General features: G+C 66.9%; 17 protein-coding genes. 6 read left to right on the plus strand and 11 right to left on the minus strand.

What is annotated here, in order from left to right; all coding sequences use genetic code 11:
• Nucleotides 1–9: 9 nt before the first annotated feature.
• The gene (locus DWV11_RS15990; RefSeq protein ID WP_115789909.1) at nt 10–2,826 is read right to left on the minus strand and encodes an aminotransferase class I/II-fold pyridoxal phosphate-dependent enzyme; all 2,817 of its coding nucleotides are present in this window, start codon (nt 2,824–2,826) and stop codon (nt 10–12) included.
• A gap of 107 nt (nt 2,827–2,933) precedes the next feature.
• Nucleotides 2,934–4,487, minus strand: a complete 1,554-nt coding sequence (locus DWV11_RS15995) for an amino acid permease (RefSeq protein ID WP_115789910.1) — start codon at nt 4,485–4,487, stop codon at nt 2,934–2,936.
• A gap of 208 nt (nt 4,488–4,695) precedes the next feature.
• On the opposite strand from DWV11_RS15995, the gene DWV11_RS16000 reads away from it, so the two are divergent.
• Both DWV11_RS16000 and DWV11_RS16005 read left to right on the plus strand, forming a co-directional pair.
• Nucleotides 4,696–6,327 carry a PucR family transcriptional regulator gene (locus DWV11_RS16000; protein ID WP_245953723.1) on the plus strand — a complete coding sequence of 544 codons (1,632 nt, stop codon included), beginning with the start codon at nt 4,696–4,698 and terminating at the stop codon, nt 6,325–6,327.
• Between the two features lie 43 nt (nt 6,328–6,370).
• Nucleotides 6,371–7,285 (plus strand): glutaminase, encoded by a 915-nt coding sequence (locus DWV11_RS16005; protein WP_115789927.1) that lies wholly within the window; start codon nt 6,371–6,373, stop codon nt 7,283–7,285.
• Nucleotides 7,286–7,322: 37 nt separating this feature from the next.
• Here the strand turns inward: DWV11_RS16005 and DWV11_RS16010 are convergent, their stop codons facing one another.
• Genes DWV11_RS16010 through DWV11_RS16020 form a run of 3 tightly spaced genes read right to left on the minus strand, consistent with a single transcriptional unit; the run spans nt 7,323 to nt 10,442 of the window.
• Nucleotides 7,323–8,081: an SDR family oxidoreductase gene (locus DWV11_RS16010; RefSeq protein WP_115789911.1), complete on the minus strand. Its 759-nt coding sequence runs from the start codon at nt 8,079–8,081 to the stop codon at nt 7,323–7,325.
• A 28-nt stretch (nt 8,082–8,109) separates the two neighbouring features.
• On the minus strand, nt 8,110–8,850 hold the full coding sequence (locus DWV11_RS16015; RefSeq protein ID WP_115789912.1) for an aspartate/glutamate racemase family protein: 741 nt from the start codon (nt 8,848–8,850) through the stop codon (nt 8,110–8,112).
• A gap of 26 nt (nt 8,851–8,876) precedes the next feature.
• On the minus strand, nt 8,877–10,442 hold the full coding sequence (locus tag DWV11_RS16020; protein WP_115789913.1) for an NCS1 family nucleobase:cation symporter-1: 1,566 nt from the start codon (nt 10,440–10,442) through the stop codon (nt 8,877–8,879).
• Nucleotides 10,443–10,636: 194 nt separating this feature from the next.
• Here DWV11_RS16020 and nboR point away from each other — a divergent pair, with 194 nt between their 5' ends.
• Complete coding sequence (gene nboR, locus DWV11_RS16025) at nt 10,637–11,245, plus strand: nicotine blue oxidoreductase (protein WP_115789914.1); 609 nt, start codon at nt 10,637–10,639, stop codon at nt 11,243–11,245.
• 8 nt (nt 11,246–11,253) lie between these two features.
• On the opposite strand, the gene DWV11_RS16030 is transcribed toward nboR, so the two are convergent.
• The 5 genes from DWV11_RS16030 to DWV11_RS16050 all read right to left on the minus strand — a co-directional run bounded on the left by DWV11_RS16030 (nt 11,254) and on the right by DWV11_RS16050 (nt 18,423).
• Nucleotides 11,254–14,031: a molybdopterin-dependent oxidoreductase gene (locus DWV11_RS16030; protein WP_115789915.1), complete on the minus strand. Its 2,778-nt coding sequence runs from the start codon at nt 14,029–14,031 to the stop codon at nt 11,254–11,256.
• Nucleotides 14,021–14,995: an FAD binding domain-containing protein gene (locus DWV11_RS16035; protein WP_115789916.1), complete on the minus strand. Its 975-nt coding sequence runs from the start codon at nt 14,993–14,995 to the stop codon at nt 14,021–14,023. The genes DWV11_RS16030 and DWV11_RS16035 overlap by 11 nt, the downstream gene beginning before the upstream one ends.
• Complete coding sequence (locus DWV11_RS16040; RefSeq protein WP_115789917.1) at nt 14,986–16,191, minus strand: XdhC family protein; 1,206 nt, start codon at nt 16,189–16,191, stop codon at nt 14,986–14,988. The genes DWV11_RS16035 and DWV11_RS16040 overlap by 10 nt, the downstream gene beginning before the upstream one ends.
• Before the next feature lie 147 nt (nt 16,192–16,338).
• Nucleotides 16,339–17,922, minus strand: a complete 1,584-nt coding sequence (locus DWV11_RS16045) for an NCS2 family permease (protein ID WP_115789918.1) — start codon at nt 17,920–17,922, stop codon at nt 16,339–16,341.
• Between the two features lie 6 nt (nt 17,923–17,928).
• On the minus strand, nt 17,929–18,423 hold the full coding sequence (locus DWV11_RS16050) for a nucleoside deaminase (protein WP_115789919.1): 495 nt from the start codon (nt 18,421–18,423) through the stop codon (nt 17,929–17,931).
• 361 nt (nt 18,424–18,784) lie between these two features.
• On the opposite strand from DWV11_RS16050, the gene DWV11_RS16055 reads away from it, so the two are divergent.
• A complete protein-coding gene (locus DWV11_RS16055; RefSeq protein WP_115789920.1) occupies nt 18,785–20,170 on the plus strand; it encodes an 8-oxoguanine deaminase in 1,386 nt (461 codons plus the stop codon).
• Between the two features lie 481 nt (nt 20,171–20,651).
• On the opposite strand, the gene DWV11_RS16060 is transcribed toward DWV11_RS16055, so the two are convergent.
• Nucleotides 20,652–20,846 carry a hypothetical protein gene (locus tag DWV11_RS16060; protein WP_115789921.1) on the minus strand — a complete coding sequence of 65 codons (195 nt, stop codon included), beginning with the start codon at nt 20,844–20,846 and terminating at the stop codon, nt 20,652–20,654.
• 356 nt (nt 20,847–21,202) lie between these two features.
• Between DWV11_RS16060 and pucL the strand changes: the two genes are divergently transcribed.
• A complete protein-coding gene (gene pucL, locus DWV11_RS16065) occupies nt 21,203–22,114 on the plus strand; it encodes a factor-independent urate hydroxylase (protein ID WP_115789922.1) in 912 nt (303 codons plus the stop codon).
• Between the two features lie 161 nt (nt 22,115–22,275).
• Nucleotides 22,276–23,775, plus strand: a complete 1,500-nt coding sequence (locus DWV11_RS16070) for a nucleobase:cation symporter-2 family protein (RefSeq protein WP_115789923.1) — start codon at nt 22,276–22,278, stop codon at nt 23,773–23,775.
• Nucleotides 23,776–23,857 lie beyond the last annotated feature (82 nt).

A 23,857-nucleotide genomic window follows, 5' to 3' on the forward strand; every position in this document is an offset into this window, starting at 1 on the left:
ATTGAATTTTCACATCATGGAAGCGCTATGGAGCAATTGTGACCCGCCCCTCTCCGCGTCCGCCGTACGGGGTGCCCCAGGCCGCGGCTCCGGTTCCGCAAACACCCTGTACCCCCTTTCCGGATCAAAGCCGTGGACTTCCTTCGTGTCCAGGGCGGCCATGAACTCCAGCGTCTTGCGCGTGATTACCTGGCCCGGAACCAGGATCGGAAAACCCGGCGGGTACGGGGTGACGAACCCCGCGGAGACCACTTCCACCCCGGCCTCGATCCTGGCGTCCAGTTCCTCCGCGAACAGGTACTCGGTGGATCCTGCCTTGTAGCCTTCGAAGTAGGCAGCCCGGACGTCGCCGTCCGGGCACAGAGCGTCCCGGCGGAAGCGGTCCGCAAACCGGCTGAAGTCAGGCAGCGGCGGCGTCCCGCCGTCGTCGGACACTGCCGGTGTCCGACGGCGGCCGGCGCCCGCCGTCGAACGTTCCTCCTCGAACGACTCGGCGAGCTTGACCAGGACTTCGATCAGGTAGGCGACCGAACTGCGGGACGTGCCGATGTTCGTCATGAACAGCACGGTGTTGCGCGAGGTCTTGTTGACCTGGATGCCATGGCCGTCGGCGAGGTAACGGTGGCGGAAGGTATCGCCGTCGATCCCGGTCCGGCTGATATCCAAGGTGAGGCGGCTGGGATCGACGACGAACTCGTCGTGCTGCCAGGCGTCTGCGAGCGCGGCGAGACCGTCGCGGTGCGGCATGGCCGGTCCGGTCTTCCGGAAGGGCGCCTCAATGAGGTCCCGCGACGTGAGGACGCGGAAGTATTTCTTGAGGAGGGGATGCCGGGCGACTGCCTGTGCCACGCTGGTGGCGAGGTCGGCCTGCCGCTGGACCAGGCCGAAGCCCTCCAGTTCCACCTGGCGGCGCCCGACGTCCAGGGAGGCGAGGATCTGGTAGTTGGGCGAGGTGGAGGTGTGGGTCATGTACGCTTCGCGGAACGACTCCCGGTTCCGGTCCTCGAAGTCCTGGTCGAAGACGTGGATCATAGACCCCTGCCGCAGGGACGTCAGCGTCTTATGGGTGGACTGTGTGGCGTAGACCCGGATGCGGGCCTTGGCGGGGTCCGGAACCAGCCTGGTCTCCAGCCAGGCCTGATCGTCCGCCGGGAGTCCCGTCACCGGGTCCAACAGCCGCTCGGCCTGGGCGGCATGCCTTGCCGCATACGCAGGATCGCCGAAGGATGCTTCGAGTTTCCGGGCCGCTGCCATGGCGGTGCGGCGGCGGAAGACCGGGTGGCAGCGGGCAAACGCGAACCATGCCTCGTCCCAGAGGAACACCAGGTCCGGCTTGATGGCCAGGCACTCCTCCATGACGCGCTCCACGTCGTACACGATGCCGTCGAACGTGCAGTTGGTGAGCGTGATCATCTTGACCTCGTCCAGCCGGCCCGCCTTGCGGTACTCCAACAGCCTGGCTTTGATGGAGGCCAGGGGCACCGCACCATAGAAGGCGTAGCGGTCCAGCGGGTAGGCATCCAGATAGCTGACCTGCGCCCCGGCGAGCGCGAAGGCGTAGTGGTGGGATTTGTGGCAGTTCCGGTCCACGAGAACCACATCGCCCGGAGCCAGGATGGATTGGTGGACCACCTTGTTGGCCGTGGACGTGCCGTTGGTGACGAAGAACGTCTGGTGGGATCCGAACGCCCGCGCTGCCAGGTCCTGCGCATCCTTGATGGAGCCATGCGGGTCCAGGAGCGAATCCAGCCCGCCCGAGGTTGCGGAAGTCTCAGCCATGAGCAGGTTGAGGCCGTAGAAATCCGCCATGTCGCGAATCCACGGGGAGCCCACTACCGAGCCGCCCCTCGACACCGGCAGGGCGTGGAACACACTGGCGGGTCTGCGGCTGTATTCCTGCAGCGCGGTGAAGAAGGGAGTTCGGAAGCGCTCCGCTACACCGGACAGAAGGGACAGATGCAGGTCGAGGTGATCCTGCTTGCGGAAGATCCTCCGGAAGCGCCTGCTCAGCGAACCAGCCAGGCTCTCGATGGACACGCCCGCCGTCAGGTAGACATCCACTTCCGGGCGCAACGCGGTAAGTTGCTCGGCCAAGGCCAGGATGCGGTGCAGGGGACGCGCCCCGGCCGGCGGCGCGCCGGTGTGGGCGGACAGATAGGCCCGGAGATCCCTGCCAAGCGGTTGTTCGCTCTCCGCAACGAGGCCGGGGCGAAGGATGCACGCCTGGATTGCGGGGTTCAGCAGCAGGGCCACCAACGCGTCCTCGTAGCTGGGGACCACCACGAGCTGGTAAATGAACGCGTCGCCGGGCCGTCTCTGCGCCAGGAGGCCGGCCTTCAGCGAATCAGTTTCTTCGTCCGTCAGGTCGTCAACCACCAGCACGTCGAACCGGGGCCGTTCGTCGACGTCGGGAACCTGGGTACCGCCGTCGTCTTCCCCGTCGCCCGTCCCCGCAGGGCCGTGACCCCGCGACGGCAGGGACGCAGCTCCTCCGTGGCCCGGCACGATCGGCGCCAGGCCACGGAGCAGCTCAAGTCCTGCGTGGAAATCACCGGTGTCCAAGGCCGCCCGCAGCTGTTCCACGGCCGCCTGCCCCGGCGCCGCCCAATAGAGTTCGACGGCGTGCAGGAGGCTGAGGGCGCGGGCCGCCTGGGCCGTCAGGGCAGCGTCGGCAGTCCGGGCAGCGTCGGCTGTCCGGCCCTCCGTTCCCGCGCGGCTCTTGGCCAGTTGTTTGAAGGCGTAGCCCAGGAACTCCCAGGCATCCGCGCGGGAGCGCCAGGCGCTGCTGGGGGTGCCAATGTCTTTCGGGGCGGCTTCGATATTCACTGTTGTTTTGTTTCCAATGTTGGTTCGGGTGATTGTTGGTTCGGGTGATTGTTGGTTCGGGTGCGCTCTGCCGGTTCCGGCACTGGTGGTCCGGCTGGCTGCGGAGATCAGGGTCGCCGTGCCGCCTGGGCGGGACGCTCGGCGATCACCGGGAAGACGCCGGTGTGGCCGCGACGTTCCCCGGCGGCGGCGAGGATGCGTTTCCGGGAGCCGAACCACCCGGCCACCAGCAGCGGCACGAGGACCACAACCGATCCAAGGACCCAGCGGCCGGTTTCCGAGAAGCCCATGGTGACCAGGACAAACGCCAGGAAAACGAGGGTCAGGTAGGACGTGAAAGGGGCCCCGAAGAGACGGAATGATGGCCGTTCAACCCGGCCTTGCCGCACCCACGACTGGAGCCTGATGTGGCAGAGCATGATGGTGGCCCAGCCGCCGATGATGCCGATAGCGGAGACCTCGAGGACGATTTCGAACACTTGGGACGGGACCAGGGCGTTGAGTCCGACGCCGAGGAGGGTGATGACAGCCGTCAGCAGGATCCCGCCGTAAGGGACGCCCGAAGCGCTGATGCGGGCGGTGAACTGCGGGGCGGAACCATTGACCGCCATGGAACGCAGGATGCGACCAGTGGAGTACAAGCCGGCGTTGAGGCTGGACAAAGCAGCGGTGAGGACCACAAAGTTCATCACCGAGGCTGAGATCGCTCCGGCCTGTGGATCGCCGAGATGGGAGAAGAACGTGACGAACGGCGATTCCCCGGCCTTGTACGCCGTGAAGGGCAGGAGCAGGGACAGCAGCAGCACGGAACCGACGTAGAAGATGGCAATGCGGAAGACGACGGTGTTCACGGCCTTGGGCATGACCTTCTGTGGTTGGGCGGTCTCCCCCGCGGCCGTGCCGACCAGTTCAATGGCCGCGTAGGCAAAGACGACGCCACTGATGGCCACGAGCGGAGCCACCGCGCCGGCCGGGAATGCGCCGCCGTGGTCCAGAATGACGTTCACGCCGGGAGCACCGATGTCCGTCCGGCCGCCGAAGATGATGAAGCAAACCCCGACGACGAGGAAGACCACGAGGGCTGCCACCTTGATCAGCGCGAACCAGAACTCCATCTCACCGAAAATCTTCACGGAGACGAGGTTCAGCGCCAGCACGACGACGAGGGCCCCCAGTGCGATGAGCCACTGCGGGATGGACTGCAGCGGCTCCCAGAACTGGCCCCAGAACTTGATGTACAGTGCGACGGCGGTGACATCCACGATCGAGGTCATGGCCCAGTTGAGAAAGTAGAGCCAACCGGCGGCGTATGCCATCTTTTCGCCGTAGAACTCCCGGGCGTAGGAAACGAATGAGCCGGAGGACGGCCGGTGCAGGACCAACTCGCCCAGGGCACGCAGGATGAGGAATGCGAAGAATCCGCACACTGCGTAGACCAGGATCAGCGCTGGCCCGGAGGCATTCAAGCGGCCGCCCGCCCCCATGAAGAGGCCCGTGCCAATGGCACCACCGATGGCGATCATCTGGATCTGCCGGGGTTTGAGGGTCTTGTGGTAGCCCGCCTCTTCGCTGGAGAAGTCCTGCGCTGCGGCGGTCCTGTCACCAAGCAGTTCCCGGGCGTTTTCCACCGCATCCGCTGGATCGAACTGTGTGTTTTTCATTCCTGGGGTCTCCTTTGACTCCATTGAATCCATGCACCCGGCCCCATTGCCCGGCGCACGGTAGACCACTCTAGGTTCCGTTTCCGAACAAGGAACTGTCCGTGCCGCTAAATTCGCGCCATGCTGGTTGTGCCGGAGAGACAAACCCGCACGGACGTACGGGGAGTAATGTTCTTGGCCGGACAACCTCCTCAGAGAAAGAAAAGCAGTGGCACCCCACAACACTGCTGAGCATGTCAAAGGCGCCATGCTCAGCGACATACTTGAAGACATTGGAGTCGACCACGGACGTTTGGTGGTCGCCCCTGCAGCGGATAACGGCATTGTTCGCGAAACAGCCATAGTGGACGCGGAGGACGATGACCCCCTTCAGCCCGGGACCCTGGTCCTGCTGATCGGCGCCCGGGGCCGGGCCGCCCTGCCGGCAGTTCGCAGGCTGCTCCCGTGGCGGCCCGTGGCGATTGCGGTCAAGGGCACCGAGGCCGAACTTGAGCCCATCGCGGAGCTCTTGCGTCCCGCGGGCGTCGGCCTGATCGCCGTCCCTTCGGCCATGCGGTGGGACGCCTTCGAGGGCATCGCCAAGGACCGCATCCAGGAGCCAGGCCTCTCAGGTGAGGCATCGGACGTCATGCACCGTGACCTGTTCGCGATCGCAGCGACAACGGCCACCTTGGCCAACGGCCATGTTGTCATCGAAGACCCGGCCAACAAGGTGTTGGCTTACTCACCGGCTTCAAACGACGTCGACGAACTGCGCAGGCTGTCCATCCTGGGCCGGAGGGGCCCGGAACGCTACCAGAAGCTCCTCAAGGAATCCGGCGTGTACAGGCACTTGCAGGCCTCTGAAAGCCCCGTGCATATGGCCGCCAATCCGGAGGAAGGCCTCCGGGAGCGGGTGGCCATCGGGATCCATGCCGGACGCCGGGTGCTCGGGTACATCTGGTTGCAGGAGGGAACCGAGCCCCTGGCCGCCAACACGGACAGGATCCTGGTGGGCGCGGCGCGGCATGCGGCAATCGAGTTGGTGAGGCACCGCAACGAACAATCGCAGGCGCTGCGGCGGGACCGGATTTCCAGCCTGCTCAGCGGCACGCCGCACATCCATTCGCAGGCCCAATCCGCGGGCATCGATCCGGGCAGGCCGGCAGCCTTGGTGCTCATCTCGGCCAAGGGCGACGACGACACGGCCCCCGGCTTGCAGCTGCGGCGCGGAGAGCTGGCCAACGTTGCATCGATCCACGCCGCTGCCTACCGGCCCGGCGCGGTGGTCGGGGCCATCGGACTCGAGATCGCGATGATCCTGCCGGACTTGGATCCCGTGAAGTCCCCGCCCGCCATCAATCGTTTGGTCAACGCCATCGTCCGCGATGCCCGCGTGCACCTGAACTGCCAGGTGCAGGCAGCGGTGGGGCCGGTAGTCGACCGCCTTGACGAACTCCACAGCACGCTGGGGCACGTCCGCAGCGTGCTGGAAGTCCTGGAGGATACGCCGTCCATCAGCGTCGCTTCCTACAGCGATGTGGAGACCAAAGTGCTCACGCGGGAGCTCTTTGCCCTCCTGGGATCCAGGACCCGGCTCAGGCACGACGGTGTCACGCTGCTCTGCCAGCGGTATCCCGAGTTTGCTGCCACGCTGCTGGCGTACTTGGAATTCTTCGGTGACGTGAACCGGTGCGCCGAGGAGCTTGCGATCCACCGGAACACCGTGCATTACAGGCTCCGCCGTGCTTGCGAGTTGAGCGGAATCGACCTGCAGGATCCCGACCAACGGCTGCTGGCGCACCTGCAGATCCGGCTGTGGACCCACTCCACGCCGCCATTGAACGAACAATTCGAGTGAACGAACAATCCCCTGAGCGAGCAATTCGAGGCCCACACTGATGATTGACCTGCAAAACCTCCTGGACGACATCGTCGGGGAGACCCGGCCGTTCGTCGGCCACGGTGCGGCAGCGGACTACATCCCCGGTCTTGCGACCGTGGACACCAGCCAGTTCGGCATCGCCGTCGCCACCCGCGGAGGCGAGGTGTACGCCTCCGGCGACGCCGCCGTGCCGTTTTCGATCCAGAGCATCTCCAAGGTGTTCGCGCTGGCACTGGTCCTGGCCGGGGACGGCGACAGCATCTGGAAGCGCGTCTTCCGCGAACCGTCGGGCAACCCCTTCAACTCCTTGGTGCAGCTGGAGCACGAAGACGGAATACCACGCAACCCGTTCATCAACGCCGGGGCGCTGGTGGTCACGGACAGGCTGCTCACTGCCACGGACGGCTCCGCGGCGGAGGCCGTGCGCCGTTTCATGCGGGACGAAAGCGGCAACCCGGGCATCGAGTCCGACGCCGAGGTTGCCGCTTCCGAGGCCCGCAACAGCCACCGCAACGCGTCCTTGGCTCACTTCCTGGCCAGCTACGGCAACCTGGAAAACACCGTGGAGGCGGTGCTCGATGCCTACATCGCCCAGTGCTCCATTGCGATGAACTGCACGGACCTCGCACTCGCGGCCAGGTTCCTGGCCAGCAACGGCAGGAAAGCCGACGGCACTGCGTTCCTGTCGGCGTCGCAAACCAAGCGGATCAACGCCGTCATGCTGACCTGCGGCACGTATGACGCTGCCGGCGAATTCGCCTACCGCGTAGGGTTGCCCGGCAAGAGCGGGGTGGGCGGCGGGATCATCGCCGTGATGCCCAACAACTACACCGTCTGTGTCTGGAGTCCGGCCCTGGACCGCTCCGGAAACTCAGTGGCCGGCGTTGCGGCCCTGGATGCGCTCACCACCCGCACGGGCTGGTCGATTTTCTGAGGCCGGCGGGCTAGCGGGGTCGGGCTCCGATCGTTGCCTAACCGCGTCCAATGAAGGGCATGCCGGCGGCAGTCACCAGCAGTGAGCCGACGTTGGCCGACGGCGGCATGTTGGCCATGAGGAGCACCGCGCGGGCGGCGTCCTCCACCGGGAACATCGGTTCCACGCGGCGGCTGCCGTCGGCCTGCAGCGCGCCGGAGCCGACCCCGATGGTGTCCATGATTTCGGTGCGGGTGTTGCCGATATCGATCTGGCCGCAGCTGATGCTGTACGGGCGTCCGTCCAGCTCGATGCTCTTGGTCAGGCCGCTGATGGCGTGCTTGCTCACCGTGTACGCCACCGAGAGAGGCCGGGGCGAATGCGCCGAGATGGAGCCGTTGTTGATGATGCGCCCGCCTTGCGGCTCCTGCGCCTTCATGGTGCGGACGGCCTCCGCTGCGCAGAGCATTGCGCCGGTGACGTTGACGGCCAGGGTGCCCTCCCAGCCGGCCAGGTCCACTTCGTCCACGCTGCCCGAGGGGCCGAAGATGCCCGCATTGTTGAAGAGGACATCCACCCTCCCCCAGCGCCGGCGCGTTTCCTCGAAAAGGTGCGCGACGCCGTCGGGCTGGGTCACATCGCAGGGCACCACGAGTGCCCCGGCATGGTCCGCGGCGGTCTCCTTGAGGGGAGCCTCCCGGCGGCCCGCCAGGGCCACCGACCAGCCCTCGGCGAGCATCAGCCGGGCAACCGCCCGTCCGATGCCGGAGCCGGCTCCGGTGACGACGGCGACCCGCGGGGCCTGCGTTTCAGTCATGGTGTTCCCTTCCTGCTGCTGCGTGGATTCAGCGCACGGCGGGAGCGTCCGCCAGCAGGGGCCAGCCTACGACAGTCTTGGGCCGAGGCGCCGCGTAGGTGCGCACCTTCGAGGTGGACAGGCCCAGGCGGACCAGCGACTCGGCGATGGTCACGGCGGCGGCGACGCCGTCGACCACCGGGACGCCGCAGCGCTGGCGGATCTGCTCGTCCAGGCCGGCCATGCCGCCGCAGCCCAGGACGATCACCTCGGCCTTGTCGTCGCGGACGGCCCGTTCGGCCTGCTCCACGATCGCTTCGACGGCGCGGTCAGGGTGCTCCTCGAGCTCGAGCACGGCCATGCCGCTGGCACGCACGGAGGCGCAGCGGGCATCGAGCCCGGCCAGCTTCAGGCGGTCCTCGATCAGCGGGACGGCGCGGTCAAGGGTGGTGACCACGGAGTACTTGTGGCCCAGGAACATCGCGGTGCTGGCCGCCGCCTCGGTGATGTCCACGACCGGGACGTCGAGGAGTTCCTGCAGTCCCTCACGGCCGTGCTCGCCGTATCCGGCCTGGACAACGGCGTCGTAGGGTTCCGGGTAGCTGAGCACCTTATCCATGACCGCGATCGCGGCGAGGTAGCTTTCGAAGTTGCCCTCGCAGGAGTCGGCGCCGAAGCGGGGGGTCAACCCTACGATTTCGGTGCCGGGACCGGCGGCTGCCGCTGCTTGGGCGGCGATGGAGTCGGTCATGGACTGGGTGGTGTTGACGTTGGCGACAAGGATGCGCATGGTTTCCTCCTGGTTCCCGGCGGTGGTTAGTGGGTGCTGACGACGGCGATCGGCTCGCCGGAGACGTCGTCGTGCTTCTGCTTCCGGTCCGCGACCAGATAGTACGCGACGGCGGCCACGCCGGCCCCGAAGAACCAGGCGAACGGTGCCACCGGCTCCAGCGCCGGGACGAAAGCGATCAGGATAGCGACGGCGGCCGCCGGGATCATGGCGGTGATCGCCTTGGGGTTCACACCCTTCTTGTAGAAGTAGGCGCTGCCCGGTGCCTCGCTGTACAGGGCGGGAACATCGACCTTGCCGCGGCGGATCAGCCAGTAGTCGGCCATGACCACGCCGAACAGCGGGCCGAGGAGGGCACCGAGGCCGCCCAGGAAGTACACGATCACCAGCGGGTTGTTGTAAAGGTTCCATGGCAGGATGACCAGGCCGATGGTGCCGCTCACCCAGGCCGCCTTGCGGAAGTTCAGGTGCTTGGGGAACAAGTTGGTCAGCGCGTAGACCGGGGCCACGAAGTTGGCCATCAGGTTCACGGCGATGGTCAGGATCAGGACCGCGAGGCAGGCCAGCACCAGCAGGAAGGTGTTGGGGATGCTTTGGATGATCTGTGAGGGGCTCTCGATGACGGTGCCGTTGATCTTGTACTGGCCGCCGGCCAGGATCACCACGATGGCGCCGAAGACGAGCATGTTGATCGGGATGCCCCAGAAGTTGCCGCGGACGATCGACTGCTTGCTGACGGAGGAACGGGTGAAGTCGCAGAAGTTCAGCACGAAGGTGCCGTAGATGGAGACCCACAGGGCGCCGCCGGCGAAGATGGTGCGCCACATTTCGGCGCCTTCGAGGCCCTTGATGCCGGTCCACTGGATGGATCCGTGGGCTTCGAAGAAGACCCAGGCCGCCAGGAGCACCATGGTAACGAGGATGACGGGGCCGGCGAAGGCCTCGTACTTACGGATCATTTCCATGCCGAAGCTGACGATGACGAGCTGGATGATCCAGAGCGAAACGAAGGTGAGCCAGCCGAGGGTGGACAATCCCAGGATCGAGTTGCCGTCCAGTTCCTTCAGTCCCGGGAACATTGCCACAAGCATCACGCGGAATACCACGGAAGCCAGGAAGGTCTGGATGCCGAACCAGGCCACGGCGACCGCACCGCGGATGAGGCTGGCAAGCTGGGCGCCGCGGATGCCGAAGCTGATGCGGCTCATCACGGGGAACGGGACGCCTGTCTTGTAGCCCATGAACCCGGAGAAGTTCAGGAGTGCGAACAGCAGGGCAGCGCCGATGCCGAGGGCCACCAGAATCTGCCAGCCGCCCAGGCCGAGGGAGAAGAGCCCGACGGCGAAGGCGTAGTTGCCGAGGCTGTGGACGTCGTTGGCCCAGAGGGTGAAGATGCTGTAGCTGGTCCAGCGCCGCCCTTCCTTCTTGGTGGGGGCCAGGTCCACGTTGTACAGGGCGGGGCTGATGACGCGGCCTGCCGCGGCGGAGGCAGCGTCGCAGATCGCTTCGTTGGCCGCGTGATGGGTGGAACTTTTAGGCAACACTGCCTGTTCCGGAGCCGATGTGCTGCCGACCGGGGAAGTCGAATTCATCGTGGGTCTCCACTTCTAACGTTGCTTCACGGAAGTTCCGCCACGGCTGGATCGCTCTTCGGTGAGGATTTCCACATAGCGGAATGAGAATTTTGAATGGTGAAATAACGATATGACCCCGGTCACCCCTCCGTCAAGATGGCCCAGTCCTTACCCCGGTCACAATCAAGCGCCCGACGGGTATGGTTTGCCTCATGTCCGCTTCTGTGCTCCCTCCCACCAGCGGCGTCCTGCTCGCCGCGGGCGCCGGAACCAGGCTCGGCCTCGGGCCCAAGGCGCTGCTGCCGTTCCGGGACCGCACCCTGGTGGAAGTCCTGGCCGACGTCCTCCTGGAAGGCGGTTGTTCCGAGGTACTCGTGGTGCTCGGCGCCGAGGCCGGGCGGGTAGCCGCACTGCCCGGCCTGTCCCGGCACCGGACGGTGGAGAACCCCCGGTGGCACGAAGGCATGGGCGGTTCCTTCCGCGCCGGAATCTCCGGTGCCGCCGCCGGAAACAATGTGATGGTCGCCTTGGTGGACCAGCCTGGGCTCAACCGTGAGACCGTGGCCCGGCTGCTCCAGCAGCACCACCCTGAACGCATCACCGCCGCCGCCTACCGCGACCTCTCAGGAACGCTCCGCCGCGGCCATCCCCTGGTGATCGACGCCGCGTTGCGCGAACAGGTGGCCGGGTCCGCAGCGGGCGACGCCGGAGCCCGGCACTTCCTCAAGGCCCACCCCGGGCTGGTGGATCTGGTGGACTGTGGCGACCTCGCCGACGGCGGGGACGTGGACACGAAAGCGAACCTGCACCTGCTGGGCTGAGTTCCCCTTTAGACGCCCACCTCTTCGCGGGCCTTCTCCTTCAGGCCGAGGTAGATCTTGTCCCGGGCGATCGGGAGTTCGGCGAAGCGCACGCCGGTGGCGTTGCGGATGGCGTTCGCGAGCGCCGGCGCCACCGGGTTGAAGGGGCTTTCGCTCATCGATTTCGCACCCAGCGGGCCGAGCTCGTCGTTCGTCGAGGCGAAGTACACCTCGCTGCGCGGCACGTCCGCGAAGGAGGGGATGTGGTACTGCCGCAGGATGTCGGTGGTGACGCGGCCGGCGTCGTCCACTTTCACTTCCTCGTACAGCGCAACGCCCAGGGCCTGCGCGATCCCGCCCTCGATCTGGCCGCGGCACTGCCGCGGGTTGACCACCACGCCGGCGTCCGCGGCCTGCACGCTCTGCAGGATCCGCAGTTCGCCGGTGCCGGTATTCACAGCCACCCGGAAACCTTGGACGTTGAACGCGACCGAACGGGGAGTGCCGCCCCAGCGGCCCTCGGCGGAAAGTTCGACGCCGGCCCGGTGCGCCGCGCCGTACACCTCGGACAGCGGTACCCGGCGTTCCCCGCACACGACGCTGCCGCCGTCGAGCACACAGTCAGCCTCCGGGACGCCGCTCAGCGCGGCCGCCACCGTGCGGATCCGGCGGGCCAGTTCCTGGGCGGCAAGCAGCGTCGCCTGCCCGGCCACCACGGTGCCGGCAGAACCGAAAGCGCCGGTGTCGTGCTCCACCAGGTCCGTGTCGGACTGCCGCACCGCTACCTTCGGGGCTTCCGTGCCCAGGGCCGTCGCCGCGAGCTGGGAGTGCACCGTGGTGGTGCCGTTGCCGAACTCGGCGGTCCCGACGGCGGCATCGTACGTGCCGTCGGGCAGCAGGCGCAGGCGGGTGTGGGCATAGTGGCCGCGCGGCGGGACGGTGTCGATCATGGACAGCGCGGAGCCGGTCCCGGTGACCCATTCCGGGCCGAGGTCGTCCAAGCCGGCGCTCCGGTAACGTTCTCCCCCACGGTCCAGGGCGTCGCGCACGAGCCGGATGCATTGTTCGAGGCCGTAGCTGCCGTAGTGCACATCCTCTTCCGGTTCAGGCTGCGTGGAGAGCATGTCATCGCCGGGACGGACCATGTTCTTCAGGCGGAAGTCCAGGGGGTCCATGCCGATGCCTTCGGCGAGTTCGTCGATGGCGGATTCGATCGCGAAGATCATCTGGCTCAGCCCGTAGCCGCGGAAGGCGCCGGCCGGAACCGTGTTGGTGTACACGGCCCGGGCGTCCACCTTCTTGTTGGCACAGTTGTACACCGCCAGCGATTCCCCGCAGCCGTGGAACATGACCCCGGGGGCATGGTTCCCGTAAGCGCCGGTGTTGGTGACCACGTCCAGCTGGAGCGCGGTGAGCAGGCCTTCCCGGTTGGCCCCGGCCTTGAGCTTGATGGTGAAGGGGTGGCGCGTGGTGGTGGCGGTGAACTGCTCGGTGCGGGTGAACTCCAGCTGCACGGGGCGGCGGAGCTTCAGGGCGGCGAGCGCCACCAGGTCTTCCGTGAGCACTTCCTGCTTGCTGCCAAAACCGCCGCCCACCCGGCCGGCGACCACCCGGACGCGGTCCTCGGACAGGTCGAACACCCGGGCCAGGGTGCGCTTGACCAGGAACGGCACCTGGCTGGAACTGCGGACCACCAGCCGGCCCTCGTCGTCGAGCCAGGCGATCGAGGCGTGCGTCTCCATGGCCACGTGCTGGACGCGCTGGGTCCGGTAGGTCTTCTCGTGGATGACGTCCGCGGCGGCGAACCCCGCGGCCACGTCGCCCAGTTCCGAGTGGACCTCGGCCACCACGTTTTCCAGGGGCCGGGAGATCCGGCTGGCTTCGCCGTCCTTGTCGCCATGGACCGCGGGAGCGCCGGGCTGCAAGGCGTCGGCCGGGGTGAAGACGGCGTCCAGGAGTTCGTATTCGACCTCGACCGCGCGTGCCCCGGCTTCCGCCGCGGCCACCGAGTCGGCGACGACGGCGGCCACCCGCTGCCCGATGAAGCGCACCACGTCGTCGAGCACCCGGGTGTCGTCGGGGTCGTCGGTGTAGAGCTCGTGCTGGGCCGTGGAGAACAGCTGCGCCGGGGCGTCCTCGTGGGTGAAGACGGCCACGACACCGGGAACACGGAGTGCCGGCGCGGTGTCGATGGACACGATCCTTGCGTGGGCGTGCGGCGAGCGCAGCAGCTTCAGGTGCAGCAGCCCCGGGAGCTGATCGGGCGGGACGTCGAGGGTGTAGCGGGCGGTGCCGGTGACGACGGCATGCCCCGCCGGGGCGGGAACGTTGTCACCGAGCCGGCCGGCGCCGGATCCGGCGTGCTCTGCCGTGCCGCAGACGGCGTCGGCAATGGAGCGGTAGCCGGTGCAGCGGCAGAGGTTGCCCTTGAGGCTGCGGGGCAGGTTGGCTTTCTGCTCCTCGTCGAAGGTGGCGGCTGTCATCATCATGCCTGCCGTGCAGAAGCCGCACTGGAAGCCTTGGTTCTCGAGGAACTGTTCCTGCACGGGATGCAGCTCCCCCTCGGCGCAGCCAGCGGAAGCGGGCAGGCCTTCAATGGTGGTGACCGAGTGCCCCTCGGCGCGCACCGCGGGGTAGATGCAGCTGTGCACCGGGGTGCCGTCCACGTGGACCGTGCAGGCGCCGCAGTCGCCGCCGTCGCAGCCCTTCTTGACCCCGAAGTTGCCCTGTTCGCGCAGGAAGGTCCGCAGGCACTGGCCCGGTCGCGGCGCCTCCATTGCGGGGGTTCCGTTGATCTCAATGGCCATTCGGGGCCTCCTTCGTAGGGGCAGGAGCGGGTGCAGCGGAAGGCTGGGCGGACGTGGCGTGCGGTGTGCCGGAAGCGTTCCAGAAGTCCCCGGAGACCCGGATCCCTTCGCCCAGGAGTTCGGCGCGGATTTTCTCCGCCAGGCGGAACGTCATGTCGCGGCGCCAGGCGGGCAGGCCGTGGATGTCGTCGTGGTACAGCTCCGCCGGAATCGAGCGTTCGACGGCGGCGGCCAGCTGCTGCGCGTCCGGCAGCCCGGCCGCGGCGAAGCGCAGCTGCACCGGGCGTTTGGTGGCGGCCGTGACAGTCAGGACCAGTCCGCCGTCGGGGTCCAGGCGCCCGGTCAGCAGCACGCCGGAGCGGCCGAGGTTGCTCAGCGAGAGCCGCCGGAACGCCACCTTGGCGGACAGCGCCGCTGCCGGGACGAAGATGCTGCGCAGCAGCTCGCCGGGGGCCAGGCAGTTCGTGGCGTCGCCGGTGACGAAATCCGCCACCGGGACGGTGCGGGAGCTGCCGCCGGGGCCGAGGATGGTGGCGGTGGCGTCGAGCCCGGCGCAGAGGGAGATCATGGGCCCGGCAGGCAGCGAGGTGCAGATGTTGCCGCCAACGGTGGACATGTTCCACACCTTGAAGGAGGCCACGAAGGAATCGCAGCAGGGCCGGAAAAGGTCCAGGCCGGGCCAGCTTCGGCCGGCCACGGACGCGGACTCCGGCAGGGCATAAAGCTCCGCGACCGTGCAGGTGGCGGCGAGTTCGATGCCGGCGTCGCTCAGGGTGACGGGTGTCCAGCCGGCCTGGCCCAGGTCCAGCAGGCGCCGCAACGGCCCGCCGTCGGAGACCAAGCGGCCGAAGGCGAAGCTGCCGTAGGAGAACAGCACCGTTCCGCCTGCCAGCCAGGCGTCGCCGTCGCGCCATTCGGCCGGGTCGGTGGTAGGCACCACCGCCTCGATGGTGTTCATGTCCATTGCTGTGCCTTTCCGGCCGTGCTCGGTGAAGTGTTCGTTGAAAAGTCTGCTGTGTGGATGGGGCCGCTGCGGTCCTTGAGGGGCGCGCTCGAGGCGCCGCTCCGGGAGGCGATGATTTCCGCCGTGACGGAGACGGCCACCTCGGCGGGGGTGACCGCGCCCAGGTCAAGGCCGATCGGCGAATGCAGCCGCTGCAGTGCCTCGGCCGGGGTGCCGTCGGCCAGCAGGGAGTCCACCCGTTGGCGGTGGCTGCGCCGCGAACCCATGGCCCCCACGTAGGCGAGCCCGGGTTTCACGGCCAGCTCCAGGGCGGTGCGGAGCAGCGGAATGTCGAACTTCGGATCGTGGCTGAGCACGCACACCACGGTGCGTGCGTCGATCCGTCCGGCCGCGGCCTCGGCGGCGAGGTAGCGGTGCGGCCAGGCGGTGGCCAGCTGGTCGGCCGCGCTGAAGCGCTCCTGGCCTGCAAAGGCCGGCCGTGCATCGCACAGGGTCACGTGGTACCCGAGCAGTTGGCCGGCCGGGATGAGTGCCGCGCCGAAGTCGTTGGCGCCGAAGACCAGCATGCGCGGAGCGGGCAACCGGCTTTCGACGAAGAGGGTGACGGGTTCCGTTTCGGGATCGCAGCCGTCCGGGGCTTCCAGGCGCACCAGCCCGGCCCGGCCGCCGCGCAGCAGCGGCTCAAGCTGGACGGCCGCCGCGCCGAGCAGTGCCGGATCGTGTCCCAGCAGGCGCGCCAGTTCCGCCGATCCGGCGGCGCTGAAGGCCGCGGGATCGCCGACGACGACGGTTCGCCCCGGTGCGTCGAGCCGGCGGATGAGGGCCAGGGCGGCGCCGGCGTCACCTCCCGCCAGCGCGCTCAGGCCGGCAAGTTCGCCCGGTTCCGCCGGCTGGATGTGGACTTCCAGTTCTCCGCCGCAGCTGAGCCCGGCGGCGAAGGCGTCCTCGGCGCTGTAGCCGAACAGCTCACGGCGGCTGCCGCCGTCGCGCATTGATTCAAGGGCCGCCTCGACGACGGCTCCTTCGACGCATCCGCCGGACAGGCTGCCCAGGACCTCGCCGTGTTCGGAAACCAGCATCGAGGTGCCCATGGGCCGGGGAACGGAACCGCCGCAGGCCACGATGGTGGCCACAGCACAGCGCTGGCCGCTCAGGGCTGGTTGCCAGCTGCCGAGTGTCGGCATCAGATCCAGCATGGGAATCACTTCCTTTACGGTGGCGTTCCGGGCGGGAGGGCCCGCCCGGAACGATTCGCGATCCTGCCACTAGTCTTGTTCTTCCCCTTGTTTCTGGGAAGAAGGCGCACGGGCAGGCGGGACAGGGCGTGTGAGGTTGAGGCGGCCTCAGACGCCCAGCAACGCGTTGATGGGCCCGCGGGCGAAATAGACCAGGAAGCCGGCGGTGACCACCCACATGAGCGGATGGACTTTCCGGGCCCGGCCGGAGGCGGCGCTCACCACGGTGTAAGAGACGAATCCGACGCCGATGCCATTGGCGATCGAGTAGCTCAGCGGCATCGTCACGATGGTGAGGAACGCGGGCAGCGCGATGGAGAACTTGGTGAACTTGATCTCCCGGATCTGCGCCATCATCATCGCGCCGACCACCACCAGGGCGGCTGCTGCGACTTCCAGCGGAACCACCGAAGTCAGCGGCGTGAAGAACATCGAGCCCAGGAACAGGACCCCGGTGACCACGGAGGCCAGGCCCGTGCGGGCGCCTTCGCCGATGCCCGCTGCCGAGTCGATGTACACGGTGTTGGAGGAGCCGGAGGTTGCACCGCCGAGCACCGCGCCCATGCCCTCAACGATGAAGGCCGACTTCAGCTTGGGGAACGTGCCGTCCTTGTGGGCCACGCCGGCGCTCTTCGCCAGGCCGGTCATGGTGCCCATCGCGTCGAAGAAGTTGGTGAACACCAGGGTGAAGACCAGCATGGTGGCTGCGAGGCCGCCGATCCGGGCAAAGGAACCGAAGAGATCGAACTGGCCCACCAGGCCCAGGTCGGGAACGGACACCAGGTGTCCTGAGAGCACCGGCGTGTTGAGGTGCCACCCGCCGGGGTTGTCCGCACTGCCGGGACCGATCCGGAACACGGCCTCGGCAACAGCGGCGAGGACGGTCGTAGCGACGATGCCGATGAGCAGGCCGCCTTGGATCCTGCGTGCCACGAGGATACCCATGACCAGCAGTCCGACGATGAAAACGAGTGTGGGGATGGACGTGATGGATCCATCGTTGCCGAGCTGGACCGGCGGACCGCCCTTGGTGGGGCGGACAAAACCGGAGTCGACGAAGCCGATGAAGGCGATGAACAGGCCGATGCCGACCGTGATGGCGGCCTTGAGTTCCTTGGGGACAGCCTTGAAGATCGCCGTCCGGGCGCCAGTAGCACCGAAGAGGACGATCAGGATGCCGTTGATGACCACCAGGCCCATGGCTTCAGGCCACGTGACCTCCTGGATCACCGCGACGGCGAGGAAGGAGTTGATGCCCAGGCCGGCCGCGAGGCCGAAGGGCAAGTTGGCCACCAAGCCGAAAACGATGGTCATGACCCCGGCGGTGAGGCCGGTGACCGCGCCGACCTGTGCGGCCGGGAGCCACCCGCCCGTGACATCCGTGGGGGCGTTCTCCGCCGAGAAGCCGCCCAGGATGAGCGGGTTGAGGATGACGATGTAGGCCATGGTGAAGAACGTGACCAGGCCGCCGCGGAATTCGCGGGCCAGCGTGGAACCACGCTTGGAGATCTGGAAGAACGTGTCCAGGAAGCTCGGCGGCTTCTTGCCGTTGCTGCTACCGCCGGCTCCACCGGCAGGTGCGGGCTTTGCGTGTGCCGCTGCGGGCCCTGCGCCGGGTTTTGTGCCGGGTTTTGTGCCCAGGAGCGCAGCCTGCTTTTCAGCGGAATTGTCCAGGATTGTCATCTCAGCCACCGGGCCCTAGTAGTCGATCCTGGAATCGAGGGTGTTCCACGTGGTGAACGGCTGAATGACGGGCGGGGCCTGGGGGTCGCCCAGTTCCAGCCTGGCGACCGGCATCAGTTCGTCCCGGTTGTCGTTCTCGAAGTATTCGTAGAAGACGGCGTCGTCGAAGCCGACGGAGGCGGCGTCGTGCCGGTCCGCTGCGAAGAACACGCGGTCGACGCGGGCCCAGAGCGCGGAGGCCAGGCACATGGGGCATGGTTCGCAGCTGGTGTAGAGGGTGGCGCCGCTCAGATCGAAGGTTCCGAGTTCGCGGCAGGCGTTGCGGATGGCGGTGACTTCAGCGTGGGCCGTGGGGTCGTTGCTGGCCGTGACGCGGTTGACGCCTTCGAAGGCCCTGCCGTCCGCGGTGACGACGACGGCGCCGAACGGCCCGCCGCTGTTCAGGACATTGGCAGTTGCCAGTTCGATGGAGGTGGCCAGGAACTTTTCGGCCGTGACGGTTGTACTCATTGTGCGACTTCCTTTTGCTGTGGAAGCGCTGGTGACCGAAAAACACCAAGGGAACGGAACTGTGCCGCGGTTACCAGGCTTCAGCATGTGCGATGAAGGTTGAGTTACGCCTGGTAGATAGCTTCCCGGGAGTCCGGGCGCCCGCCTTTGGCAGTTAGAGATTAGCACCGCGTTGTGAGCCGCGCCATAGTTTTTTGAAAAAAAAATCTCGCGATGTGAAATCTTTGTTTCGCGGGTCTCACTTGGCAGACAGGAGCGCCCGACCCTACGCTGTCCGTACACCTGGATCAGCAGACAGGGCCTAACTGAGCTGGAACGCATTCCGCAAGCAGTCGAACGCACACAGCCGAAGGAGACCTCCATGGCCCCCGTCCCCGCCAGCACATCCGAAGCCCCCGCCCCGTCCAGGCTCTGGATCAAGAACCCCCTCGCCGTCTTCACCGCCAACGGCTTCGACGCCGGCGGCGGACTGGTAATCAGCGAGGGAAGAATCGCCGAACTGGTCCCCTCGGGCGGGCAGCCGTCCGCGCCGTGTGATGAGGTGTTCGACGCCGGCAGGCACGTCCTGCTGCCGGGCCTGGTCAATACGCACCACCACTTCTACCAGACCCTCACCCGCGCCTGGGGACCGGTAGCCAACGCGCCCTTGTTCCCTTGGCTGCAGAACCTGTACCCGGTGTGGGCGCGGCTGACTCCGGGGAGCCTGGAACTCGCCGTCGAGGTGGCCCTCGCCGAACTGCTGCTCTCCGGGTGCACCACCGCGGCGGACCACCACTACCTGTTCCCGGCAGGCATGCAGGACGCCATCGACATCGAAGCCACGGTGGTGCGGCGGATGGGCATGCGGGCCACCCTGACCCGCGGTTCCATGACCCTGGGCGAGGACGAGGGCGGGCTGCCGCCACGGTCCACCGTGCAGCGCCCGGAAGAAATCCTGGCCGACAGCGAGCGGCTCATCCGCCAGTACCACGAGCCCGGCGACGGGGCCGTGATCCAGATTGCGCTTGCGCCGTGCTCGCCGTTTTCCGTCACCAAGGAGATCATGGCGGAGAGCGCGGCACTGGCCGAAAAACACGATGTCCGCCTGCACACGCACCTGGCCGAGACCCTGGACGAGGAGGACTTCTGCCGGGAGATGTTCGGGCTGCGCACCGTGGACTACCTGGAAAGCGTCGGCTGGCTGGGCAGGCGCACCTGGCTGGGGCACGGCATCCATTTCGACGACGGCGAGATCGCCCGGCTGGGAGCCGCGGGCACCGCCGTCGCCCACTGCCCGACGTCGAACATGCGGCTCGCGTCCGGCACCGCCCGGGTGCTGGAACTTGAGGATGCCGGGGTTCCGGTGGGATTGGGCGTGGACGGATCGGCGTCCAACGACGCCTCGAACATGATCCTGGAGGCCAGGCAGGCGCTGTACCTGCAGCGGCTGCGCTACGGCGCGGATGTTCCGGTGGAGCGGGCACTGGGTTGGGCGACGCGGGGATCGGCGGCCGCGCTGGGCCGCTCGGACATCGGACAGCTGGCTCCGGGCCTCCAGGCCGACCTGGCCATGTTCACCCTCGACGAGCTGCGGTTCTCCGGCAGCCACGATCCCGTGGCCGCACTGCTGCTGTGCGGCGCTGACCGGGCGGACCGTGTGATGGTCGGCGGAACGTGGCGGGTGGTTGACGGCGCTGTCCCGGGCCTGGATATCGCCGGCCTGGTGGCGAAGCATTCGGCCGCGGCGCGGAAACTCATCGCCGGCTAGCGGCGTTATCGCGCCGCGTGGGATGAAGCTGCTGCCGCGCTGTGCCGATTCCTGTGGTCCGGGACAGCGGTGGCTCCCTGCCTGCGATTCCGGAGCACCGCGCGGACGTTCCTTCCCGGTTGCTTCCGGGCCAAGTGAGGCAAAGCCCCGGATATCCGCGGAGGTTGTCCGCGCCTGGCCCTGGGGTCGGGACTGCAACCGGGAGGGAGGGTCGCGGCCACCCCCGGCCCCCCGGGTCGCGGGAGAGCTGCGGAGTCGCTGGAACGTTCCGGCGACCCGGCAGCTCTCCGGCGAATTCAGCGGGAACATCCGGCGACCGCAGCCTGACAATCCTTGCTTTCGCGCCAGGACGACGGCGGCAACGCGCCGGGCAGGAAAAAGGGCCTGGAAAAGGGCATGGAAAAGCGGGCGGCACCTCCCCAGATGCCGCCCGCTTCATGGCTCTGTTGCGCAGAGTCCGTTCGTCCCCTAAGGCAGGATCCTAGGGACGTTGCCGGCCGAACACCGGGAGCGCACGGAGCCAGCGGGAAAACCCGCCGGAGGTACGGTCGCAGTCGGCCGGAATGTAGAAGTCCGGATCCGTGGAGCCGAACGGCAGGTACAGCTCCTGGCCGGGGGCCGGGAATTCCACGACGTTGTTGTTCTCCTGCTGGTCCATCTGTTCCTCCTCATTCATGGTCCATAATTTTCCGCACTTCGGAAAACTTTTATTGTTATGTGGAAAGCGTAGGCAGCTTCCGACGCCGCGTCAAGAGCCCGCCATGGCCCCCGATGCCGGGCCCGGTCACATTCGGAAAGTTGCGGGCGATCGGGTGACCCCCTTCACAAGAACGGAATCCCGCGCTAGTCTTTTCAGCAACTCGTGACTCAGGTCACGAAACCTGGGAGCAGCAGGCAGGGTCGTAATGAGCTGGCATCAATGGATGCCGGCTCTTTTTTGTTGCCGGTGTCCGCCAAAACAGGCGCCGCACGGCGCACGACACCACACGGTGGGCGGGCCACCCCGGCCCACCAGGAAAGTTGAGACAGACCATGAGCAGCAAGATCGTCCTCGGCAAGAACCAGTACGGCAAGGCGGAAAACCGCGTCGTCAAGATCACCCGCGACACCGACCGCCACGAGATCGAAGACCTCAACGTCACTTCCCAACTCCGCGGCGACTTCAGCGCAGCCCACTTCGAGGGCGACAACGGACGCGTGGTTCCCACCGACACCCAGAAGAACACCGTCTACGCCTTCGCCCGCGACGGCATCGGCTCCCCGGAGCAGTTCCTGCTCCGCCTGGCCAAGCACTTCACCAGCGAATTCGACTGGGTGACCGGCGGCCGCTGGGAAGCCGAGCAGTACGCCTGGGAGCGCATCATCGCCAACGGCAAGGAGCACAACCACTCCTTCGTCCGCAAGGGCCAGGAAACCCGCACCGCCGTGGTGGTCCGCGAAGGCGATTCCACCTACGTCATCTCCGGCCTGAGCGACCTTACGGTCCTGAAGTCCACCCAGTCCGGCTTCGAGGGTTACCCGAAGGACAAGTACACCACTCTCCAGGAGACCTCGGACCGCATCCTTGCCACCGCCGTCTCCGCCCGCTGGCGCTACAACAACGACGCGGTCGCGGAAGGCAAGATCGACTACAACGCCGCCTACGAATCCGTGAAGGCGCTCCTGCTGGAAGGCTTCTCCGAGCAGTACTCCAAGGCGCTGCAGGAGACCCTGTACCAGATGGCCCAGAAGGTCCTGGATGCCCACCCGGAGATCGATGAACTCCGCTTCTCCACGCCCAACAAGCACCACTTCGTGGTGGACCTGAGCCCCTTCGGCCTGGACAACCCGAACGAGGTGTTCTTCGCCGCTGACCGCCCGTACGGCCTCATCGAAGCCAACTTCGAGCGTGACCTGATCTCCGACCCGGGCAACGCTTGGGACGGCATCGCCGGCTTCTGCTAAACCGCGCTCCGGATTCCGGGGCGGCCGGCGCCAGGGCTGAACAGCGCCTGGTTCCGGCCACCCCGGCCTCAGCCATACCCAAAAGCCGTTCTTCGGCTCGGATTGTTAGCCAGACATAACAGCCAGACAAAGATGTCTGCCCCAAATCAGGAAAGTCTGCCATGAACACCAAGAAGAAAACCCGTCCCGCAGGCATTGCCAGCACCCGGCCCGAAGACCAACGCCTTTCAATCGGCAGCTCCTTCGCCTACGGATTCCAGCACGTCCTGACCATGTACGGCGGAATCATTGCCCCGCCCCTCATCATCGGCGCGGCCGCCGGCATGTCCGCGCAGGACATCGGCCTGCTGATCGCTGCCTGCCTTTTCGTCGGCGGGCTCGCCACCATCCTCCAGACCGTGGGCATCCCGTTCTTCGGATCCCAGCTGCCCCTTGTCCAGGGTGTCTCCTTTGCCGGCGTCTCCACCATGGTGGCGATCGTCAACGGCGGCGGCGGCATCCAGGCCGTCTTCGGCGCCGTCATCGTCGCCTCACTGATCGGCCTGGCCATCACTCCCCTGTTCGCCAAGATCATCAAGTTCTTCCCACCGGTGGTCACCGGTACCGTGATCACCACGATCGGCCTGACCCTGATGCCGGTGGCAGCCAACTGGGCCATGGGCGGCAACGCCAAGGCCGACAACTACGGCAGCGTGGCAAACATCGGCCTCGCAGCCGCCACCACCGCCGTCGTGCTGCTCCTGAGCAAGGTGGGCAACGCCGCCATCTCGCGGCTCTCGATCCTGCTGGCCATGATCATCGGCACCGTCATCGCCGCTGTCACCGGCATGGCCGATTTCTCCAAGGTGGGCCAGGGCGACATCGTCGCGTTCCCCACCCCCTTTGCCTTCGGCGTGCCCACCTTCGAGATCGCCTCGATCATCTCGATGCTGATCGTCATCCTGGTCACCCTGACCGAAACTTCGGCGGACATCATCGCGGTCGGCGAAATCGTGGACACCAAGGTGGACTCCAAGCGCATCGGCAACGGCCTGCGCGCGGACATGCTCTCCAGCGCCATCTCCCCGGTCTTCAACTCCTTCACCCAGAGCGCCTTCGCGCAGAACGTGGGCCTCGTGGCCATCACGGGGGTCAAGAGCCGCTTCGTGGTCAGCGCCGGCGGCCTCATCCTGGTGGTCCTCGGCCTGCTGCCCATCCTCGGCCGCGTGGTCGCCGCGGTTCCGACACCCGTCCTCGGCGGGGCCGGCGTCGTGCTCTTCGGCACGGTGGCCGCCAGCGGCATCCGCACCCTGGCCAAGGTCGAATACCGCAACAACATGAACCTGATCGTGGTGGCCGCGTCCATCGGCTTCGGCATGATCCCGATCGCCGCACCCAAGTTCTACGACCAGTTCCCGTCCTGGTTCTCCACGATCTTCCACTCCGGCATCAGCTCGGCGGCCGTCATGGCCATCCTGCTGAACGTGCTCTTCAACCACTTCAAGAAGGGCAACTCGGACAACCAGTCGGTGTTCGTGGCCGGAACGAACCGTGTGGTCACCGAAGCCGACCTCGCCTGCCTGGCGGAAGGCGACCGTTTCGAAAACGGCAAGCTGATCGACTGCGACGGCAACGAGGTCCCCATCAAGACATCCGCCGAGCACCAGGGCGCCGAACACTAAGGAGGTTTCAACGACGACGCTTCATTTTTGAATGGTAAGAGCCGCCGGACACCAAGGTGTCCGGCGGCTCGCTTCGTGAGAC

Source organism: Arthrobacter silvisoli (genome assembly GCF_003369445.1).
In the GTDB taxonomy this organism is placed as follows: domain Bacteria; phylum Actinomycetota; class Actinomycetes; order Actinomycetales; family Micrococcaceae; genus Arthrobacter; species Arthrobacter silvisoli.

Excerpts from the sequence above, each read along its gene's own strand:
- DWV11_RS15995 (WP_115789910.1), bottom strand. The coding sequence starts at position 4,487 with ATGAAAAACACACAGTTCGATCCAGCGGATGCGGTGGAAAACGCCCGG.
- DWV11_RS16010 (WP_115789911.1), bottom strand. The coding sequence starts at position 8,081 with ATGACTGAAACGCAGGCCCCGCGGGTCGCCGTCGTCACCGGAGCCGGC.
- DWV11_RS16015 (WP_115789912.1), bottom strand. The coding sequence starts at position 8,850 with ATGCGCATCCTTGTCGCCAACGTCAACACCACCCAGTCCATGACCGAC.
- DWV11_RS16020 (WP_115789913.1), bottom strand. The coding sequence starts at position 10,442 with ATGAATTCGACTTCCCCGGTCGGCAGCACATCGGCTCCGGAACAGGCA.
- nboR (WP_115789914.1), top strand. The coding sequence starts at position 10,637 with ATGTCCGCTTCTGTGCTCCCTCCCACCAGCGGCGTCCTGCTCGCCGCG.
- DWV11_RS16030 (WP_115789915.1), bottom strand. The coding sequence starts at position 14,031 with ATGGCCATTGAGATCAACGGAACCCCCGCAATGGAGGCGCCGCGACCG.
- DWV11_RS16035 (WP_115789916.1), bottom strand. The coding sequence starts at position 14,995 with ATGGACATGAACACCATCGAGGCGGTGGTGCCTACCACCGACCCGGCC.
- DWV11_RS16040 (WP_115789917.1), bottom strand. The coding sequence starts at position 16,191 with ATGCTGGATCTGATGCCGACACTCGGCAGCTGGCAACCAGCCCTGAGC.
- DWV11_RS16050 (WP_115789919.1), bottom strand. The coding sequence starts at position 18,423 with ATGAGTACAACCGTCACGGCCGAAAAGTTCCTGGCCACCTCCATCGAA.
- DWV11_RS16055 (WP_115789920.1), top strand. The coding sequence starts at position 18,785 with ATGGCCCCCGTCCCCGCCAGCACATCCGAAGCCCCCGCCCCGTCCAGG.
- DWV11_RS16060 (WP_115789921.1), bottom strand. The coding sequence starts at position 20,846 with ATGAATGAGGAGGAACAGATGGACCAGCAGGAGAACAACAACGTCGTG.
- pucL (WP_115789922.1), top strand. The coding sequence starts at position 21,203 with ATGAGCAGCAAGATCGTCCTCGGCAAGAACCAGTACGGCAAGGCGGAA.
- DWV11_RS16070 (WP_115789923.1), top strand. The coding sequence starts at position 22,276 with ATGAACACCAAGAAGAAAACCCGTCCCGCAGGCATTGCCAGCACCCGG.